This is a genomic window from Cupriavidus sp. 96C5-1 (assembly GCF_057798855.1).
The window spans coordinates 168,533-182,394 of sequence record NZ_JBYOJU010000005.1; the positions used below are offsets into that span (position 1 = coordinate 168,533).

Consider the following 13,862-nt stretch of genomic DNA (forward strand, 5'->3'; position numbering starts at 1 on the left):
ACGTGAGCAACATGCATAACATCATTGGATACGGCGGGGGAGGCAAGGGTGGTGGTGGTGGCAGCACCCCTACAGAGAGCCCCGACAGCCTTCACTCCATCGCCTACGCTCGTGTTCTTGATCTGATCTCGGAGGGCGAAGTTCGAGGCCCGGCGAACGGCCTGCGGAGCCTCTTCCTGAATGGCACGCCGCTGGTCAACGCGGACGGCTCGCAGAACTTCGCTGGCGTGTCGGTTGATTATCGAGTAGGTACCCAGGACCAGGACCATATTCCCGGCTTCCCGTCTGTGGACAATGAGGTTGCTGTTGGCGTGACCCTCACATCGGCGGCGCCTTGGGTGCGCGCGGTGACCAATACGCAGCTGTCTGCCGTTCGTATTCGGCTTTCGGTGCCGTCGCTGTCAAAGGCCAACACCAGCAATGGGGACATCGGCGGATACAAGGTTGAGTATGCGATTGACCTGGCCACCGATGGCGGCGCCTACCAGCAGGTGCTTGCCGCTGCGTTCGATGGGAAGCAGACCCGCAAATACGAACGCAGTCACCGCGTAGATCTGCCACGTGCGAAGGTAGGCTGGAGCGTCCGGGTCCGCCGCATCACGCCCAACGCGAACAGCAGCACGATCGCTGATACCACGATGGTGGACTCGATCACCGAGGTGATCGATGCCAAGCTGCGTTACCCGAATAGCGCCTTGGTGGGGCTCAGCGTCGACGCGCGGCAATTCAGCAGCGTGCCGGCGCGGTCGTTCGACTGGTATGGCCGCATCATCCGCGTGCCCAGCAACTATGACCCGGCCACGCGAAACTACATTGGCAACTGGGACGGCACATTCAAGTCTGCCTGGACCGACAACCCGGCGTGGATCTTCTACGACCTGGTGCTTCATGCTCGCTACGGCCTTGGCAACCGCATCAACGCGGCGATGGTCGACAAGTGGTCGCTGTACCAGATCGGGCAATACTGCGACCAGATGGTGCCGGACGGCAAGGGGGGGCAGGAGCCGCGCTTTACCTGCAACTGCTACCTGCAGACGCGGACGGATGCCTATAAGGTGTTGCAGGACCTGTCGTCGATCTTTCGGGGAATGGCCTACTGGGCGGCTGGCAACGTGGTGGCCGTGGCCGACATGCCGGCAGATCCCCTGTACACATTCACCGCGGCCAACGTGGTGGATGGCAAGTTCTCGTACGCCGGCAGCGCTCTCAAGGCACGCAAGACGGTGGCGCTGGTGTCCTGGAACGATCCGGCTGATGCCTATCGCGCCAAGGTCGAATACGTCGAAGACCAAGACGGCATTGCACGATATGGCGTGCAGCAGGTTGAGACGACGGCGTTCGGGTGCACTTCGCAGGGGCAGGCGCATCGCACCGGGCAGTGGATTCTGCTGACCAGCCGGCTGGAAACGGAAACCGTCACGTTCAAGGTGGGCATGGATGCCGCCCTGGTGGCACCAGGCAGCCTGATTCGTGTGGCCGACCCCGCGCGCGCCGGCCGGCGCGTTGGTGGGCGCGTGCGTTCGGCCAACGGCCGTACCGTGACATTGGACAAGGCCGATCAGGTGGCGGTCGGCGATACTCTCACCGTGATTCTGCCTGCGGGGGCGGCGCAGACCAGGACCATTTCCGGTGTGGCCGGCGACGCGATCACGGTATCGTTGGACTGGTCGGAGGCAATCCGGCCGGAGGCGGTCTGGGCGGTGGAGAGCGCGACACTCAAGACGCAGCTCTTCCGCATCCTTTCGGTTGCCGAGTCCGATGGGCTGACCTGCGAGATCACGGCGCTGCATCACGAGCCCGGGAAGTTTGGCAGCATCGACAACGGCACGCGCATTGAGGCGCGGCCGGTGACGGTGATCCCTCCGTCAGTGCAGCCGAAGCCAACCAACGTTGAGCTCGATGCCTACTCCGTGATTGACCAGGGCATCGCCACCACGACGATGGCTATCCGCTGGGGTGCCGCCGAGAAGGCCATCGCCTACGAGGTGGAGTGGCGCCGCGACAATAGCGAGTGGGTGCGCGTCTCTCGGACCGGATCACTCAGTGTGGAGGTCAGGGGCATCTATGCCGGCGCCTATGTGGCGCGCGTGCTGGCGATCAATGCGCTCGGTGTGGCATCGATCCCAGCCTACTCGATGGAAACACGCCTGCAGGGGAAAACCACGCCACCGCCGACCGTGGGGGTGCTGGTTGGCACCGGCTTGGTGTTCGGGATCCGCCTGGACTGGGGATTCCCCGCAGGGCCGCTGGATGTCGAGCGCACCGAGATCTGGTACAGCCGAACCGCGGACCGCGCCAGCGCCATCAAGCTGGCAGACTTTGCCTTCCCGCAGACCACGCACGCGATGATGGGGCTGGCGGCCGGAGCGCAGTTCTATTTCTGGGCGCGCCTGGTGGACCGCAGCGGCAACATCGGCGCCTGGTTTCCCACCGGGGCCGGCGTTTCGGGTCAAAGCAGCGCGCAGGCAACCGAGATCCTTGATTACATCAAGGGGCAGATCACGGAGACGCAGTTGGCCGAGGATCTGCTCAGGCCGATCAAAAGTATCGACGGTATTAGTACCTCGGTGGTGGAGGTGACGCAGGGCCTCGCCAGCGAAGTGCAAGCGCGCGCAACAGCGCTGCTACAGGAAGCGCGCGAGCGCCAGGCTGCAGTGAGCAGCGAGCAAACCAGTCGTCAAGAGGCGGACGAATCGCTCGGCCACCGTATCGACACCGTAACGGCCAGCACGCAAGAAAATGCTGCCGCCATTAGCGGTGAGGCGATGGCCAGGGCAAACGCAGATGGGGCGCTTAGCAGGAGAATCGACACGGTTGCCGCGACAGCCAGTTCGGACCTAAGCGCGCTGAATGCCTCCGTCACTGCTGAGCAGACCGCGCGGGCCAACGCCGATGCGGCCTTGGGCACCCGCATTGACACAGTCGTCGCGACTGTCCAGACGCGGCCGAACCTGTTGAAGAACGGGGGCTTCGAGAACGGCTTGGTTGGATGGGGCGCCGATGCCGCCGGCTGGAGCGCAAATGACTCCGGGTGGGGTCGAGTTGCGACGGCGTCAATCAATGGCACCGGTAGCCTGTATTCGGAAAAATTCCCTGTGTACGCTGGGCAAACCTACACGGTGGCCGGGGATTCCCTCATGTTCGCAACGTCTGGAAAGGTGAGCTTCGACATCATTTTCTATGATGGGGCCGGCGCTCAGCTGCTCAACGGGCCGAGAAATTCGATTGCGACTCGACACGACTTCTCCAATACCGCCAGCCGACGCAGCATGCACGCCGTCTCCGCTGTGGCCCCCGCTGGTGCAGCACAAGCGTTGGCCCGCTTCGTCTACGAGGACATCGTCGGCGTCGAAGTTATAGGCTGCCGCTACGTCAAGGTTGAGCAAGGCGGGCTGCCCGCAACACCTTACTCGACCGAAGCAGCCGCGGTGAGCGTATTTTCCGCGGTGCGATCCGAGCAGACAGCCAGGGCAGATGCCGATTCGTCCCTCGGCCAGCGCATCGACACCGTTGTCGCAACCGCCAGCACTGATCGAAGCGCGCTGAATGCGGCAATCCAGTCCGAGCATACGGCCCGGGCTTCCGCAGACGGGGCGCTCAGCCAGCGCATCGACACCGTTGTCGCAACTGCCAACACTGATCGAAGCGCGCTGAATGCGGTGATCCAGTCCGAGCAATCGGCTCGGGCCGACGCAGATCACGCGCTCGGCCAGCGGGTTGATACCGTCTCCGCCAGCGTAGCAACACGACCCAACCTGCTGAAGAATGGCGGGTTCGAGAATGGCTTCGTCGGGTGGAATGGCACTGGGGAGTGGATCGCCTATGACGGACCTTGGGGCAGGGTTGCGCAAGCGGTTGTCAACGGTACCGGCACGATCTGGACTGACATGTTTGGTGTCTACGCGGGCCAGACTTATACGGTCTCGGGAGATTCCGTCCTCTACGCGGCTGCCGGCCAGGTCAGCTTCGACCTGCAGTTCTACGATGCATCCAACAAGCTGCTTTTGGACGGCCCCAACAACCTCCTATATGCCACGCATGATTACACAAACGACGGCTCAAACCGAAAGGTGCACGCTGTTTCGACAGTAGCGCCCAGCGGAGCCGTGAAGGCTCTTGCGCGTTTCGTCTACGAGGGAGTCTCCGGCGCCACTGCGGTGGGCTGCCGGCAGGTCAAAGTCGAGCAAGGCGGACTCCCGGCCACCCCGTACACTTCGGAAGCTGCACTGGCCTCAAACTCGGCTGCGATCCAGACCAACGCGACTGCGCTAGTGGCCTTGGATGGCAAGATCTCCGCGGCGTATTCCATCAAGGTCGGTGTCACTCAGGACGGCAAGTATTACGGTGCCGGCATGGCCATCGGGATTGGCAACGAGACCGGGGTCACGCAGTCGCAGATCCTGTTCCAGGCGGATCGCTTCGCGCTGTTGAATGTGGCCAACGGCGTAGTGTCAACACCGTTCGTCATCCAGGGCGGTCAGGTGTTCATGAACTCCGCGTTCATGCAGGACGCCTCTATCGGCGAGGCCAAGATCGTCAACGGTTCCGTGACGAATCTGAAGATCGGAAGCTTTGTCGGCGCCTACGGAAAATGGTGGGGTGACGGCAAGCAAGGGTGGGCCTTCTCTCGCGGGGAGGATGGCTCGTCCTGGTTCGAGATCCTCGGCGGCAACTCGCGATTCTGGATGTCGAGTTGGGGTGACTGCGGCTTCATCTTCCCGAACTTCCGCGTCGACAACGCCGGCAACCTGTACGCGCGAGGAGACATCGAGGCGTCTAGCGTCCGGGCTAACACCATCTATACGGACAGAATCGTCGGCCGCGCCGTGAGCGATTCCGCCTACGCGGGAAGCGTCACAACCTGGAACCGCCTTTATTTCTCACTACAGTATGACTGCATCGTGCTTTTCGGCGGCAGTGGCATTCCCGCTCAAGGCTCTCTTGAACTGCTTAACAGTGGTGATGGAGTTGTCGTCCAAACCGGCTCATGGACTTCCGAAGTTCCATATGCTGTTCGCGCTGTAACCTTGGGCGCTGGCAGCTACAGCCTCCGGTGTAGTTCGAATATTTCAGCAGTAAGAGACGTTTTTGCACTTTGGTTCAAGAGGTAATCGATGATAGATAGCCTGCACATTGACGACGCACGCAAATGCACCCTGTATGAAGTGGAAACTGGAAGGGTGATCACGCTTGCGGCAATGCAGCCCGAGGTGTGGGATTTGGCGCGCACGGAAGGGAGCGGGTTGATTGCCGGCTGGCATGATGCCGCCACCAACTATGTGCCCAATGGCGTCGCCACACCGCGCCCGGCCAATCCTGCGCGCCTGGATGGCATGACGCTGCGTGATCTGCCGGCGCCGTGCGTCATCGTCATCGACGGCGCGCGCTATGACTGTACCGACGAGGTGGCCGAGCTTGCATTCACGCAGCCCAAGACCTACGCGGTGGTAGTCGAAGCGTGGCCGGCACGCGACGCAACGTTTGAGGTGACCTGCCCATGAAAATCGTCCATACACCGGACTACGTGCCGCTGCGGCGGGATGCCTATCCGCCCATCGAGGAGCAGCTGGATGCGCTCTGGCACGCCATGGAGGCGGGCCTGCTGCCAAAGGTTGATGGGTTCCATGATCGCCTCGGCGAAGTGAAGGAGCGCTACCCGAAATCCTGATGCGGCTGGGTGCCGCAACTCGCTTAATACAGCCGCCTCCGGGCGGCTTTTTCTATTTCAGGGATTACAAGTATGTCCGAACCAATCAGCGGCAGCGCCGCAGCATGGGCCGCTGGCGCGGCTGCATCCGGGCCGGCCGCCGTCGCAGGAGGTGCCACTGTGCTTGCAACGATCGTAGTGATGGTGATGACGCCGCCGCGTACTCGGCGAGAGCTAGCGGTGGCGATCATCGCAACGGTGGTAGCCAGCCTGTGCGGCGGCGCAGCGGTGATCCAGCACTTCGGCCTACACGGCTGGACAGGCAATCTCCACGGCGCTATGGCCCTGGGCGGGGTCTATTTCTCGTGCGGCCTGCCCGGCTGGGCGGTGGTGCTCTGGCTGTTCAATTTCATCAAGAAGCGGAGTGGCAAGGATCTGGCCGAGGTGGCCGAGGACGTGCGTGACGCCGTAGCGGGAGGCAAGCATGGCTGACATCGATACCCCGAACATCAGGGCCTTTCTGGACACCCTTGCCGTGTCCGAGCTGGGCCGCGCGCTGCTGGCCAAGTCCGACAACGGGTACAACGTCCTGGTGGGCAGCACGCCGGCGGCGCCGATGCTGTTCAGCAGCTATGCGGACCACCCACGGCGGCTGATCCAGATCCGGCCGGGCCTCGCATCGACGGCCGCCGGCCGGTACCAGCTGCTGGCGCGCTGGTATGACCCCTACCGGAAACTGTTGGGCCTGCGAGACTTTAGCCCGGCATCGCAGGACCGCATTGCCGTGCAGCAGATCCGCGAGCGCCTGGCATTGCCGCTGATCGCCGCCGGCCGCTTTGATGAGGCTGTTTCGAGGGTGCGGAATATCTGGGCCAGCCTGCCTGGTGCTGGCTATGGCCAGAACGAGCATTCCATGGGTTACCTGCGCGATGTCTACGTGAAGGCCGGCGGGGTGCTCGCATGAGCTTGCCGCCAGCCCTCACCCCGTGGCACGCAGCCGGCGCCGTGCTGCTGGCAGCCGGGATCTTCGCCGCCGGCTGGACGGCCAACGGCTGGCGCAAGGATGCCGAGCTGGCCGAACTCACGGCGGCGCGTGCGCAGGCCGATCTGGCCACCACGAATGGGGTCCTGCAGGATCTGAGCGCCGCCGGCGCCAGCATTCGCCAGAAGGCCGACGAATACCACGCCATCCAGTCGACGCTTGGCGCCAAGCTCGATGCCATCCAGAAGGAAATGAAGAATGCGAAGCCTTTGCCTGTGGACTGCCGCCCTGATGATTTCCGGGTGCGCAAGCTGTCCGACGCCGTTGACGCGGCCAAACAAGCCGCCGGCGCTAGATAGCGCACTGGCGGCCCCCTGTGCGGTTCCTGACGCGCCGGAGGTCGCTGACTATGACGTGTGGCAGGAATGGGTCATGCGCGATCTCCTGGGTGCGTTGGGGGAATGCGCTGCTCGGCATGGGAGGACTGTCGCGGCGTGGCCTAAATGAAAAAAGCCGGCGCGATGGCCGGCTTGCACGGACTGCTGGGCGCGATGCGGATCAGGCGAGGTCGAGTTGCGCGGGGGTGATGCCCAGCGCGGCGGCGATTTTCTCGCGGGTGGCCTTGCGCAACTTGCCGGTGCTGTTTTCCTGTTCGGCGTAGGCGGGCTGACTGATGCCCATGCGCACGGCAACTTCCTTCTGGGTCAGGCCAAGATGCTCGCGCCATGCGCGCACGGGCGGCGTGCCATCCATGAGCAGGCGGCGGGCTACGTCGTCGGGCACCAGGTCTTTGTCCTTGTCGCGCTGCGCTAGGTAGTCGGTATATGGGATCACCACGAAAGCCGGGTGGCCATGTGCATCGTTGATGATCTGGATGTTTTGCGGCGTGTCCATCGTGTAATCCTCTGTCTTGAGGCGTCTAAAAATGCATCTGAAAGGGACCGGTTTCCAGCCGGCCCGTAGGTTAGTAGGTGTCTTTGTTTCGGATCTTCACTTCATGCACTTCTACGATTCGGATCTCACCATCCCAATCAAACAACACCCTGTAGTTTCCAACCCTGAGCCGGTAGCCGTATCGGTGTTTTGTTAGGGCTTTGATGTTTCTTGTATCTGGCATCCCCTTGAGTTCCTGTACCGCTAGGTAGATTTTCGATTGAGTAGGCCGATCCAGCTTACTCGCCTGTTTCAGCGCCTTGGGCGCCCAGCGGATCGCGTTGTCCATGTACAGGATTATAGGTAAATATAGGTGTTGGTGCAAGAAAAATAGGTGTTTGTATAAGTATTTTGCGGCGTCGGTGGCGCGCTGGCAGGATTGCATGCGAAGCCCCGCCCTGAGAGCCGGCCGCCGAGCGGGGGGGGGCTTCCCGCGCCGACGTTGAGCAACGCCGAACTGCGCGACCCGAGGTCAAGCGCCTGCTGTGGGAAGTGGCCCGCTTGCATGCCCTGAGACTGCGCGCGGCGTATGAGATCCGGCTGGAGGCGACCGTGGCAGGCTGCCAATGAGCGCCGATAGGGTAGTGCAAGCGGTTGGCGAAGCCGGCGAACAATGTTAGGCGCTGAGGCGGCAAGGGGCATCGCTGGCCAGACTTGCGAGCGATGCCAACACATATCGCTGGCAGGCGAGGTACGGAGGCCTTAGTCTGGGTTCGAATTCATGATTCGATTCGTTTCCCATTCTTGGTGGACAGAGCGGAGGTGCGGGGCTATGTATCGATCGAATACCCATTGCTGATCAGGCGACAGGTCAAGGCGTCCTTCACTGCTAATCTTTTTTGCGATTCCGAGAGCGGCTGAGTCCTCATCAAAGATGCCGCTGGCGATAAGCTCATCGATTGCTTCAATGAGTTCATAGTCAATATCGTCCATGCCCATGCTTGCCTCCTGTGAGTTTGGCTGGATGATTATGCTCGATTTGCTTCTGGTCCTGCGGCAACACCCGCCGCGCCTTCTCGTAGACGCGCCGGTGCTTGTCCTGCGCATCTTGCCACGTCGCGGAGGTGAATATCTTGTCGATGCCGGGGGCGACCAGGTGGGTGAGGAATACCGGTTCGTCGGTCAGCGTGTCAGTCCATGGGCAGAAGCAGGTCCAGACGCGGGCATCCTGTTCGGGAAGGTCCGTGCGCAACACGAAACGGCGGAATGCGCCCCTGATGAACTCGGAGTGCGTGCTGTCTTCCATGACCTGCACTGGCTGACCATTGAGGTTCAGGACATACAGCCGCTGCCGGAAGGGATCGCCGTAGGCATCCGGTGTGCCGCCGCGCACGGCCTGGCGCAGCGCGCGGACCCACGTCTCGGGGGCGTCAGCAGGGGGCATGGCCGGGATTCACCGGCGGGGGAAGCGCGCGCGCAGCGGTGGCTTCACGGCTGGCCGAGCCACCTTGATCCGGTGGTGCTGGCCGTCCTGTTCGAACGACAGGTAGTCGGCCGTCCATACCATCTTCTCGATGTGGCGCGTCTCGATGCCGCGCACGGTAACGGCGTCGGGCGTCACGGTGACGCTCTCACATGCAAGGCGCAGCTCGGCCGTGTCGCCGGGCAGGAAGTGGGATTCGAGGAAGATGGACATGGCCATTTCGTCACTCGCCAAGAGCGGGGATGCTCCCTTCCTGCGCGAGGATTCGGGGCGAACCCATCTCGCCGGTTTCCTCGTCCACCAGCACCTCATAGGCTGCGACGCCGACGAAACTCGAGGCCATGCCGTTCGCGATGCGGATAGCGCCGACTTCGCTGGATGCCTGGCGGATCTCGCCGGGCAGGAGTGCGTCGCCCTTGCCTTGGCGGTAGGGCACGACGATGTACTTGATGGCGCGAGTATCGGACATGGTGGCAACTCCGGGCGGTGGTGGGTGCTGCGGAATGCAGCACGTGGACTGTATGGATATACAGTATAGGAGTTGTCCGATTTCCGCGGCCGAAAGTTGAGTTAACTGTATGGATATACAGTGCTTGCCGGGGCTGCAGCGGCACGGGGCGCATGAGTCACGGCATCCGGAGGGCTATACTGGCGACTCTCGCGGGTTCGATACCGCCTTCGGTTGCCGGTTCGAGTCCCGACAGGGTACGTGGGGTCGGCCCCAAATGCGCCCCATAAGTGCGTTAAGTTATTGATTTAATAGGTAAAGAGGGTCCCCTCCCTCGCACCAGAATTTCCTTTGAAATCAATGGCTTGGAGCTATAAGCTGTCAAAAATCTAGCCGGTTTTTGCCAGTTTTACATCCGTTTTGCCGGCATCTCCGGCGAGCTTCTCCACGGCCCGATTGCCGGCCTCTGCTGCATCAGCTGACAGCATCGAGCGGCCGTACACGCGAGCGATCATCGTCCAGTCCACATGGCCTATCTGCTTGGCGACCCACATCGGGTGTTCGCCGGCGGAAAGCATCATCGAGGCGTACGTGTGCCTGGTCTGATAGCCACGACGTTCGACGACTCGCGGCAGATGGCCCGCAGCTGCTGCGCCTCGTCGCGCTCGGCGGTAGCCACGCGCTGGCGCAGATCGCTGATCACGGTCCACTCCATGCATAGGTCCGGAACGGACCTCGGGCATCCGGTGATCCGGCGTTGCGGTGCAGCGCTCACGAGAAGTGCCTCCCATGCCGTTCGTCTAGCTTCTCGACCTGGGCGTCGCTGACCTTCGTCACCTCGCCCGCGTACATGTGCTCTGCCAGCTTGCGCACGAAGCCCTGTTCCCAGGCAAGCCGCCGCCGCTCGATAGGGCGCTGGCCATGCCGTACAAGTGCCGGATGCACCTGCGGTTCCCGACTATGACGTCTGGCTGGCTTGGGGCCGGATCCGGCGCGAGGCCAGGGCATCGGTGTGGCCAGCATGCTCACGGCAGCGGGATCTCGTTGTGCCCGAAGAACTGCGTTACAAGATATTCGGAGCCCAGCGTCGTGAGATGGCCGTAGTCGTAGGCCAGCGGCACCACCTTGTCAGTAGTCAACGATAGTAGGCAGCCGTGCTTGTCGCACATATATTCCAGCGGGTTGGTGAATCTAACTTTGGCATGCTCTGCGACCGAGCGGATCTGATCATTGGTGGAAAATGCTGCCTGATTGAAGTTTCTATAGGTTCTCGTCTCGATCTTGCTCCAGATATGAGCCCGCTTCAGCATTTCCGGCTGATTGACCGTATAGACCGGGAGGCTGCCGACAAGGACGACATTTCGTACGCCTGCTTGCTTCACCATATCAATGGTCGCTGTCAGTTTCTCAATATCGAGTTTTTCCCATGATTTGCTGCCGTCATATAGAGACCAATATCCCGCCATAACAAGCGTGTCGGGTTTCAGTTCTCGAATTCGGTCCATCGTGAACTCGTTCAGGCGGGTGCAATCCTTCTTTTGCCCTCCATTAAATCCGAGGATCGGCGGGCAGCCGCTAACCGTGTACTGCGCAACATTGAAATTGTGAGATGCGGCATTTTCTGCAAAGCCGCGGTATAGGGAGGCAGCATGCGAGTCGCCCCAGATCATCAGCAGCGATCTATGATTGTCGCGGTTGGAGCCACAATTTTTTGCGAAGTCCTTAACCGGATCATTTTGGGGGTCAAGGAAGCATTCGCCGTATCGGAAACCAATAAACCAGTTGTACGATAGCGCTTCGTTGACCCCCACATTCATGACGTTGATGAAGCGGTCCTTGTACCCGTTCTGTTCAAAGGCGTCATAGCCGGCGTAACCCACCCCGGCCATCAGCGAGGCTAGTACGAAGACTTTGAGTCTCGTGAAGCCTCCATGGCGCACACGCTTCTCAATGAACTGAACCGTCAGCCACGCCAGCGCCAGAGCGGCCAGGACTGCGCCGATCCGCACGCTTCGGGATGGCACGCCGGCCTCAAGGATACGAGCGAACGAGAGCAGTGGCCAATGCCACAGATAGAGCGGGAAGCTGATCAGCCCAACCCAGACGGCAACAGGGTGGGACAGAATGTGCTTGTTGGTCCAGCCATTCGGTCCAGCTGCAATAATGAAGGCAGCCCCAATCACGGGAATGATCGCCCACTTTCCGGGAAAGCTAAAATCCTGGTTGATGTGCAGGAACCCGAAGCAGAGCAGCAATATGCCCGCGACTGACAGTGCGTTGGCAAGCGTTGTCCCGTCGTTCTTGCGAGGGACTGAATAGATCACGCTTGTCAGCACACGATCGACACGCAGGCCGAGTGCCTGGCAGTCCTGTCGCTTGTAGAGAATGAACCACGCGACCAGGCTGCCAGAAAGCAATTCCCAAAACCGCGTCTGTGGCGAATAGAAGGTTGCTGTTGGGTCGTGTTTTACGCCATTCAGATTCAGGTAAAGTGATGCGAGGGCAACGATTGCCCCGATCGTGGCCAGGTTGAATTTCCGTTTCCACGCAGCCCACATCAATAGTGGCCAGACGATATAGAACTGCTCTTCGATACCCAGGCTCCATAGATGGAGTAGGGCTTTTGTGTCAGCCGACTTGTCGAAGTAGCCTGCTTCGCTCCATAGAGCCAAATTCGAGACGAACCCTGCGCCGGCCGCAATGTGTTTGCCGAGTTGCTTGAATTCCTCCGACAGCAGCGAAAACCATCCGAAGGCATAGCAACAGACTAAGACGATCAGGAGTGCCGGAAAAATCCGCTTGATCCGCCGGGCGTAGAACTCGAAGAAGCTGAATGTGCCTCTGTCCAGGTTCTGGAAGATGATCGTGGAGATCAGGAAGCCGGAGATCACGAAGAAGACGTCCACCCCGATGAATCCGCCGCGCAGCACGTGCGGGAAGGCATGAAAGATGACGACCGAAAGGACGGCGACGGCACGCAGCCCATCGATGTCTGGCCGATACTTTGGGTGTGCAAATTCGTTACTGTCGATTCGGGTCGGCGTGGCAGCGGTGGCGATCGGATTCTGCCCCGAGTGAAGACTACGTTCCATTCGTCTTTATTTGTATTTGTGCGCGCGTCATTCTAACCGACGATCTGACGCATCAGAAAGCTGCTATTTCGGCACGTCATTATCAGTGGCGGTAGCGTGGCATTTTTGGTGGCGCGCGAAAAAATGTCGCAGCCGTCGGAATGTGCGGGGTAGTTACGGCGATCCCGGATTTTGCCAGCAAATTGGCAATATTAGGTGGCTAGTCTTGTGCGTCGTCAGGACGGGGAAGACTCGGACGGTCAGGCAACGGGATACAGAGCGCAAAGGACCGGCGCCGCCTTCCAGTCGGGCGGCGTGCCGACGCCATTCAACGTGACAGCGCCGGCGGGCAAACAGGTCCATCGCCGAGCAGGGCACGCCGGCGAGTTGCTCGAGGGCGTGTTCGATAGCAGTATCGCCCGCACGGGGAGATGATCGCGCCGGATTTCACTAGCTCTCGTCCGGTACCTGTTCGCCGAACTTTGACGCGACGAAGGCGCGCATGGCGGCGATCAGCGGTGTCACGCCGAGCCCACGCGCCGCGCCAACCTCAGCAAGCCAAACCAGCCTGTCAGCCTCTGGCGGCAGCAGTTTGATCCGGTCCCGCTCCATGATTGGGCCGCCTTGCACCCAACTCGTCGATGGCGAGAAGGTCCGGCCGGCCCACTCGGAACCGGATGCGCCCATGACATCGCCGTCAACGACACTGGCACTGCCCCATTCAGCCATCGCCGCCCAGTAATCCAGCAGCGGCCCTTCGATTTCCGATACTTTCACGGTGGTTCCCCTTTCGTTGCACGACATGGTGAACGTGCAGCCGCGCGCCGCGCTCGCGACGTCTCGTCGATCCGTTGCCCGGTGCCGCGGCGGCTCCGTTCGTCCTGCGCGGCGACCAGGCCATCGGCATAGCCCGCCATGCGCCGGCCGTGGATCATCCCTGCGGCCTGGCCGTCACTCGGCCAAACGGGCGGGAAGCGTTTGACAGGCAGATTGCGCCTGTGCGCCCACCGCTCCCCCAACTGATCGACGCCGCGCGCCGTGGCCGCTCACCACCTCTGTTATATGCCACGCTGCGGCAAGACCTCTTGCCAGCGGGCCAGCACCATTCTTGCCGAGGTGGAAGCCACCGGATCGCTCTCCGCCGAAACCCGCGCCACACCGCGCGCCGCCTCAGGATCAACGCACCGGTCACATTCGGAATCCATGTCCTGACGCCCTCCTTTACACCCCGGACCGCAGGAGGATGCCGAAACTGCGCAGCTTTCCGGATTTCGCAGTAGCAGTGTTCAGACATACCAGATCTGCCGGAGAGGCAGATCGCCAGCGCACTGATTGCGCTGGCTCGTCCAGGCAAAGAT

The 13,862-nt window shown here is 61.4% G+C and carries 14 protein-coding genes and 3 pseudogenes; 7 read left to right on the forward strand and 10 right to left on the reverse strand.

The features are described 5' to 3' along the window. Positions 1-11: 11 nt before the first annotated feature. From AC3FOF_RS09240 to AC3FOF_RS09270, 7 genes and pseudogenes are all read left to right on the forward strand, one after another. Positions 12-2,549, forward strand: a pseudogene (locus tag AC3FOF_RS09240) (TipJ family phage tail tip protein); the annotation flags it as partial. Between the two features lie 1,707 nt (positions 2,550-4,256). Next, positions 4,257-5,111, forward strand: a pseudogene (locus AC3FOF_RS09245) (DUF1983 domain-containing protein); the annotation flags it as partial. Positions 5,112-5,114: 3 nt separating this feature from the next. Further along, on the forward strand, positions 5,115-5,501 hold the full coding sequence (locus AC3FOF_RS09250) for a hypothetical protein (RefSeq protein WP_488726419.1): 387 nt from the start codon (positions 5,115-5,117) through the stop codon (positions 5,499-5,501). Further along, positions 5,498-5,668, forward strand: a complete 171-nt coding sequence (locus tag AC3FOF_RS09255) for a hypothetical protein (RefSeq protein ID WP_488726420.1) — start codon at positions 5,498-5,500, stop codon at positions 5,666-5,668. The genes AC3FOF_RS09250 and AC3FOF_RS09255 overlap by 4 nt, the downstream gene beginning before the upstream one ends. A gap of 159 nt (positions 5,669-5,827) precedes the next feature. Next, the gene (locus AC3FOF_RS09260; RefSeq protein ID WP_488726421.1) at positions 5,828-6,139 is read left to right on the forward strand and encodes a hypothetical protein; all 312 of its coding nucleotides are present in this window, start codon (positions 5,828-5,830) and stop codon (positions 6,137-6,139) included. Further along, positions 6,132-6,611 (forward strand): glycoside hydrolase family 24 protein, encoded by a 480-nt coding sequence (locus AC3FOF_RS09265; protein WP_488726422.1) that lies wholly within the window; start codon positions 6,132-6,134, stop codon positions 6,609-6,611. Before AC3FOF_RS09260 ends, AC3FOF_RS09265 begins: the two co-directional genes overlap by 8 nt. 41 nt (positions 6,612-6,652) lie before the next feature. After that, positions 6,653-6,988, forward strand: coding sequence for a hypothetical protein (locus AC3FOF_RS09270; RefSeq protein WP_488726423.1), 336 nt, complete (start codon positions 6,653-6,655; stop codon positions 6,986-6,988). A gap of 199 nt (positions 6,989-7,187) precedes the next feature. Here AC3FOF_RS09270 and AC3FOF_RS09275 read toward each other — a convergent pair whose 3' ends face one another. The 10 genes and pseudogenes from AC3FOF_RS09275 to AC3FOF_RS09320 all read right to left on the reverse strand — a co-directional run bounded on the left by AC3FOF_RS09275 (position 7,188) and on the right by AC3FOF_RS09320 (position 13,281). Further along, the gene (locus AC3FOF_RS09275) at positions 7,188-7,523 is read right to left on the reverse strand and encodes a helix-turn-helix domain-containing protein (protein ID WP_488726424.1); all 336 of its coding nucleotides are present in this window, start codon (positions 7,521-7,523) and stop codon (positions 7,188-7,190) included. A 70-nt stretch (positions 7,524-7,593) separates the two neighbouring features. Further along, positions 7,594-7,851, reverse strand: coding sequence for a type II toxin-antitoxin system RelE family toxin (locus AC3FOF_RS09280; RefSeq protein ID WP_488726425.1), 258 nt, complete (start codon positions 7,849-7,851; stop codon positions 7,594-7,596). A gap of 413 nt (positions 7,852-8,264) precedes the next feature. Further along, on the reverse strand, positions 8,265-8,501 hold the full coding sequence (locus AC3FOF_RS09285; RefSeq protein ID WP_488726426.1) for a hypothetical protein: 237 nt from the start codon (positions 8,499-8,501) through the stop codon (positions 8,265-8,267). Then, the gene (locus AC3FOF_RS09290) at positions 8,482-8,946 is read right to left on the reverse strand and encodes a hypothetical protein (RefSeq protein ID WP_488726427.1); all 465 of its coding nucleotides are present in this window, start codon (positions 8,944-8,946) and stop codon (positions 8,482-8,484) included. The genes AC3FOF_RS09285 and AC3FOF_RS09290 overlap by 20 nt, the downstream gene beginning before the upstream one ends. 9 nt (positions 8,947-8,955) lie before the next feature. Then, positions 8,956-9,198: a hypothetical protein gene (locus AC3FOF_RS09295; protein WP_488726428.1), complete on the reverse strand. Its 243-nt coding sequence runs from the start codon at positions 9,196-9,198 to the stop codon at positions 8,956-8,958. A gap of 10 nt (positions 9,199-9,208) precedes the next feature. Then, positions 9,209-9,454, reverse strand: a complete 246-nt coding sequence (locus AC3FOF_RS09300) for a hypothetical protein (protein ID WP_488726429.1) — start codon at positions 9,452-9,454, stop codon at positions 9,209-9,211. Between the two features lie 368 nt (positions 9,455-9,822). After that, positions 9,823-10,050: pseudogene (locus tag AC3FOF_RS09305) on the reverse strand (site-specific integrase); the annotation flags it as partial. 154 nt (positions 10,051-10,204) lie between these two features. Next, positions 10,205-10,378, reverse strand: a complete 174-nt coding sequence (locus AC3FOF_RS09310) for a hypothetical protein (protein ID WP_488726430.1) — start codon at positions 10,376-10,378, stop codon at positions 10,205-10,207. Positions 10,379-10,458: 80 nt separating this feature from the next. Next, the gene (locus AC3FOF_RS09315; RefSeq protein ID WP_488726431.1) at positions 10,459-12,525 is read right to left on the reverse strand and encodes an acyltransferase family protein; all 2,067 of its coding nucleotides are present in this window, start codon (positions 12,523-12,525) and stop codon (positions 10,459-10,461) included. Between the two features lie 429 nt (positions 12,526-12,954). Continuing rightward, positions 12,955-13,281 (reverse strand): phage protein NinX family protein, encoded by a 327-nt coding sequence (locus tag AC3FOF_RS09320; protein WP_488726432.1) that lies wholly within the window; start codon positions 13,279-13,281, stop codon positions 12,955-12,957. Between the last annotated feature and the right edge of the window lie 581 nt (positions 13,282-13,862).

What these genes read in the sequence shown, in the direction of transcription:
- AC3FOF_RS09300 (WP_488726429.1), bottom strand. Translation starts at nt 9,454, where the DNA reads ATGTCCGATACTCGCGCCATCAAGTACATCGTCGTGCCCTACCGCCAA.
- AC3FOF_RS09285 (WP_488726426.1), bottom strand. Translation starts at nt 8,501, where the DNA reads ATGGGCATGGACGATATTGACTATGAACTCATTGAAGCAATCGATGAG.
- AC3FOF_RS09315 (WP_488726431.1), bottom strand. Translation starts at nt 12,525, where the DNA reads ATGGAACGTAGTCTTCACTCGGGGCAGAATCCGATCGCCACCGCTGCC.
- AC3FOF_RS09255 (WP_488726420.1), top strand. Translation starts at nt 5,498, where the DNA reads ATGAAAATCGTCCATACACCGGACTACGTGCCGCTGCGGCGGGATGCC.
- AC3FOF_RS09250 (WP_488726419.1), top strand. Translation starts at nt 5,115, where the DNA reads ATGATAGATAGCCTGCACATTGACGACGCACGCAAATGCACCCTGTAT.
- AC3FOF_RS09290 (WP_488726427.1), bottom strand. Translation starts at nt 8,946, where the DNA reads ATGCCCCCTGCTGACGCCCCCGAGACGTGGGTCCGCGCGCTGCGCCAG.
- AC3FOF_RS09265 (WP_488726422.1), top strand. Translation starts at nt 6,132, where the DNA reads ATGGCTGACATCGATACCCCGAACATCAGGGCCTTTCTGGACACCCTT.
- AC3FOF_RS09295 (WP_488726428.1), bottom strand. Translation starts at nt 9,198, where the DNA reads ATGTCCATCTTCCTCGAATCCCACTTCCTGCCCGGCGACACGGCCGAG.
- AC3FOF_RS09275 (WP_488726424.1), bottom strand. Translation starts at nt 7,523, where the DNA reads ATGGACACGCCGCAAAACATCCAGATCATCAACGATGCACATGGCCAC.
- AC3FOF_RS09280 (WP_488726425.1), bottom strand. Translation starts at nt 7,851, where the DNA reads ATGGACAACGCGATCCGCTGGGCGCCCAAGGCGCTGAAACAGGCGAGT.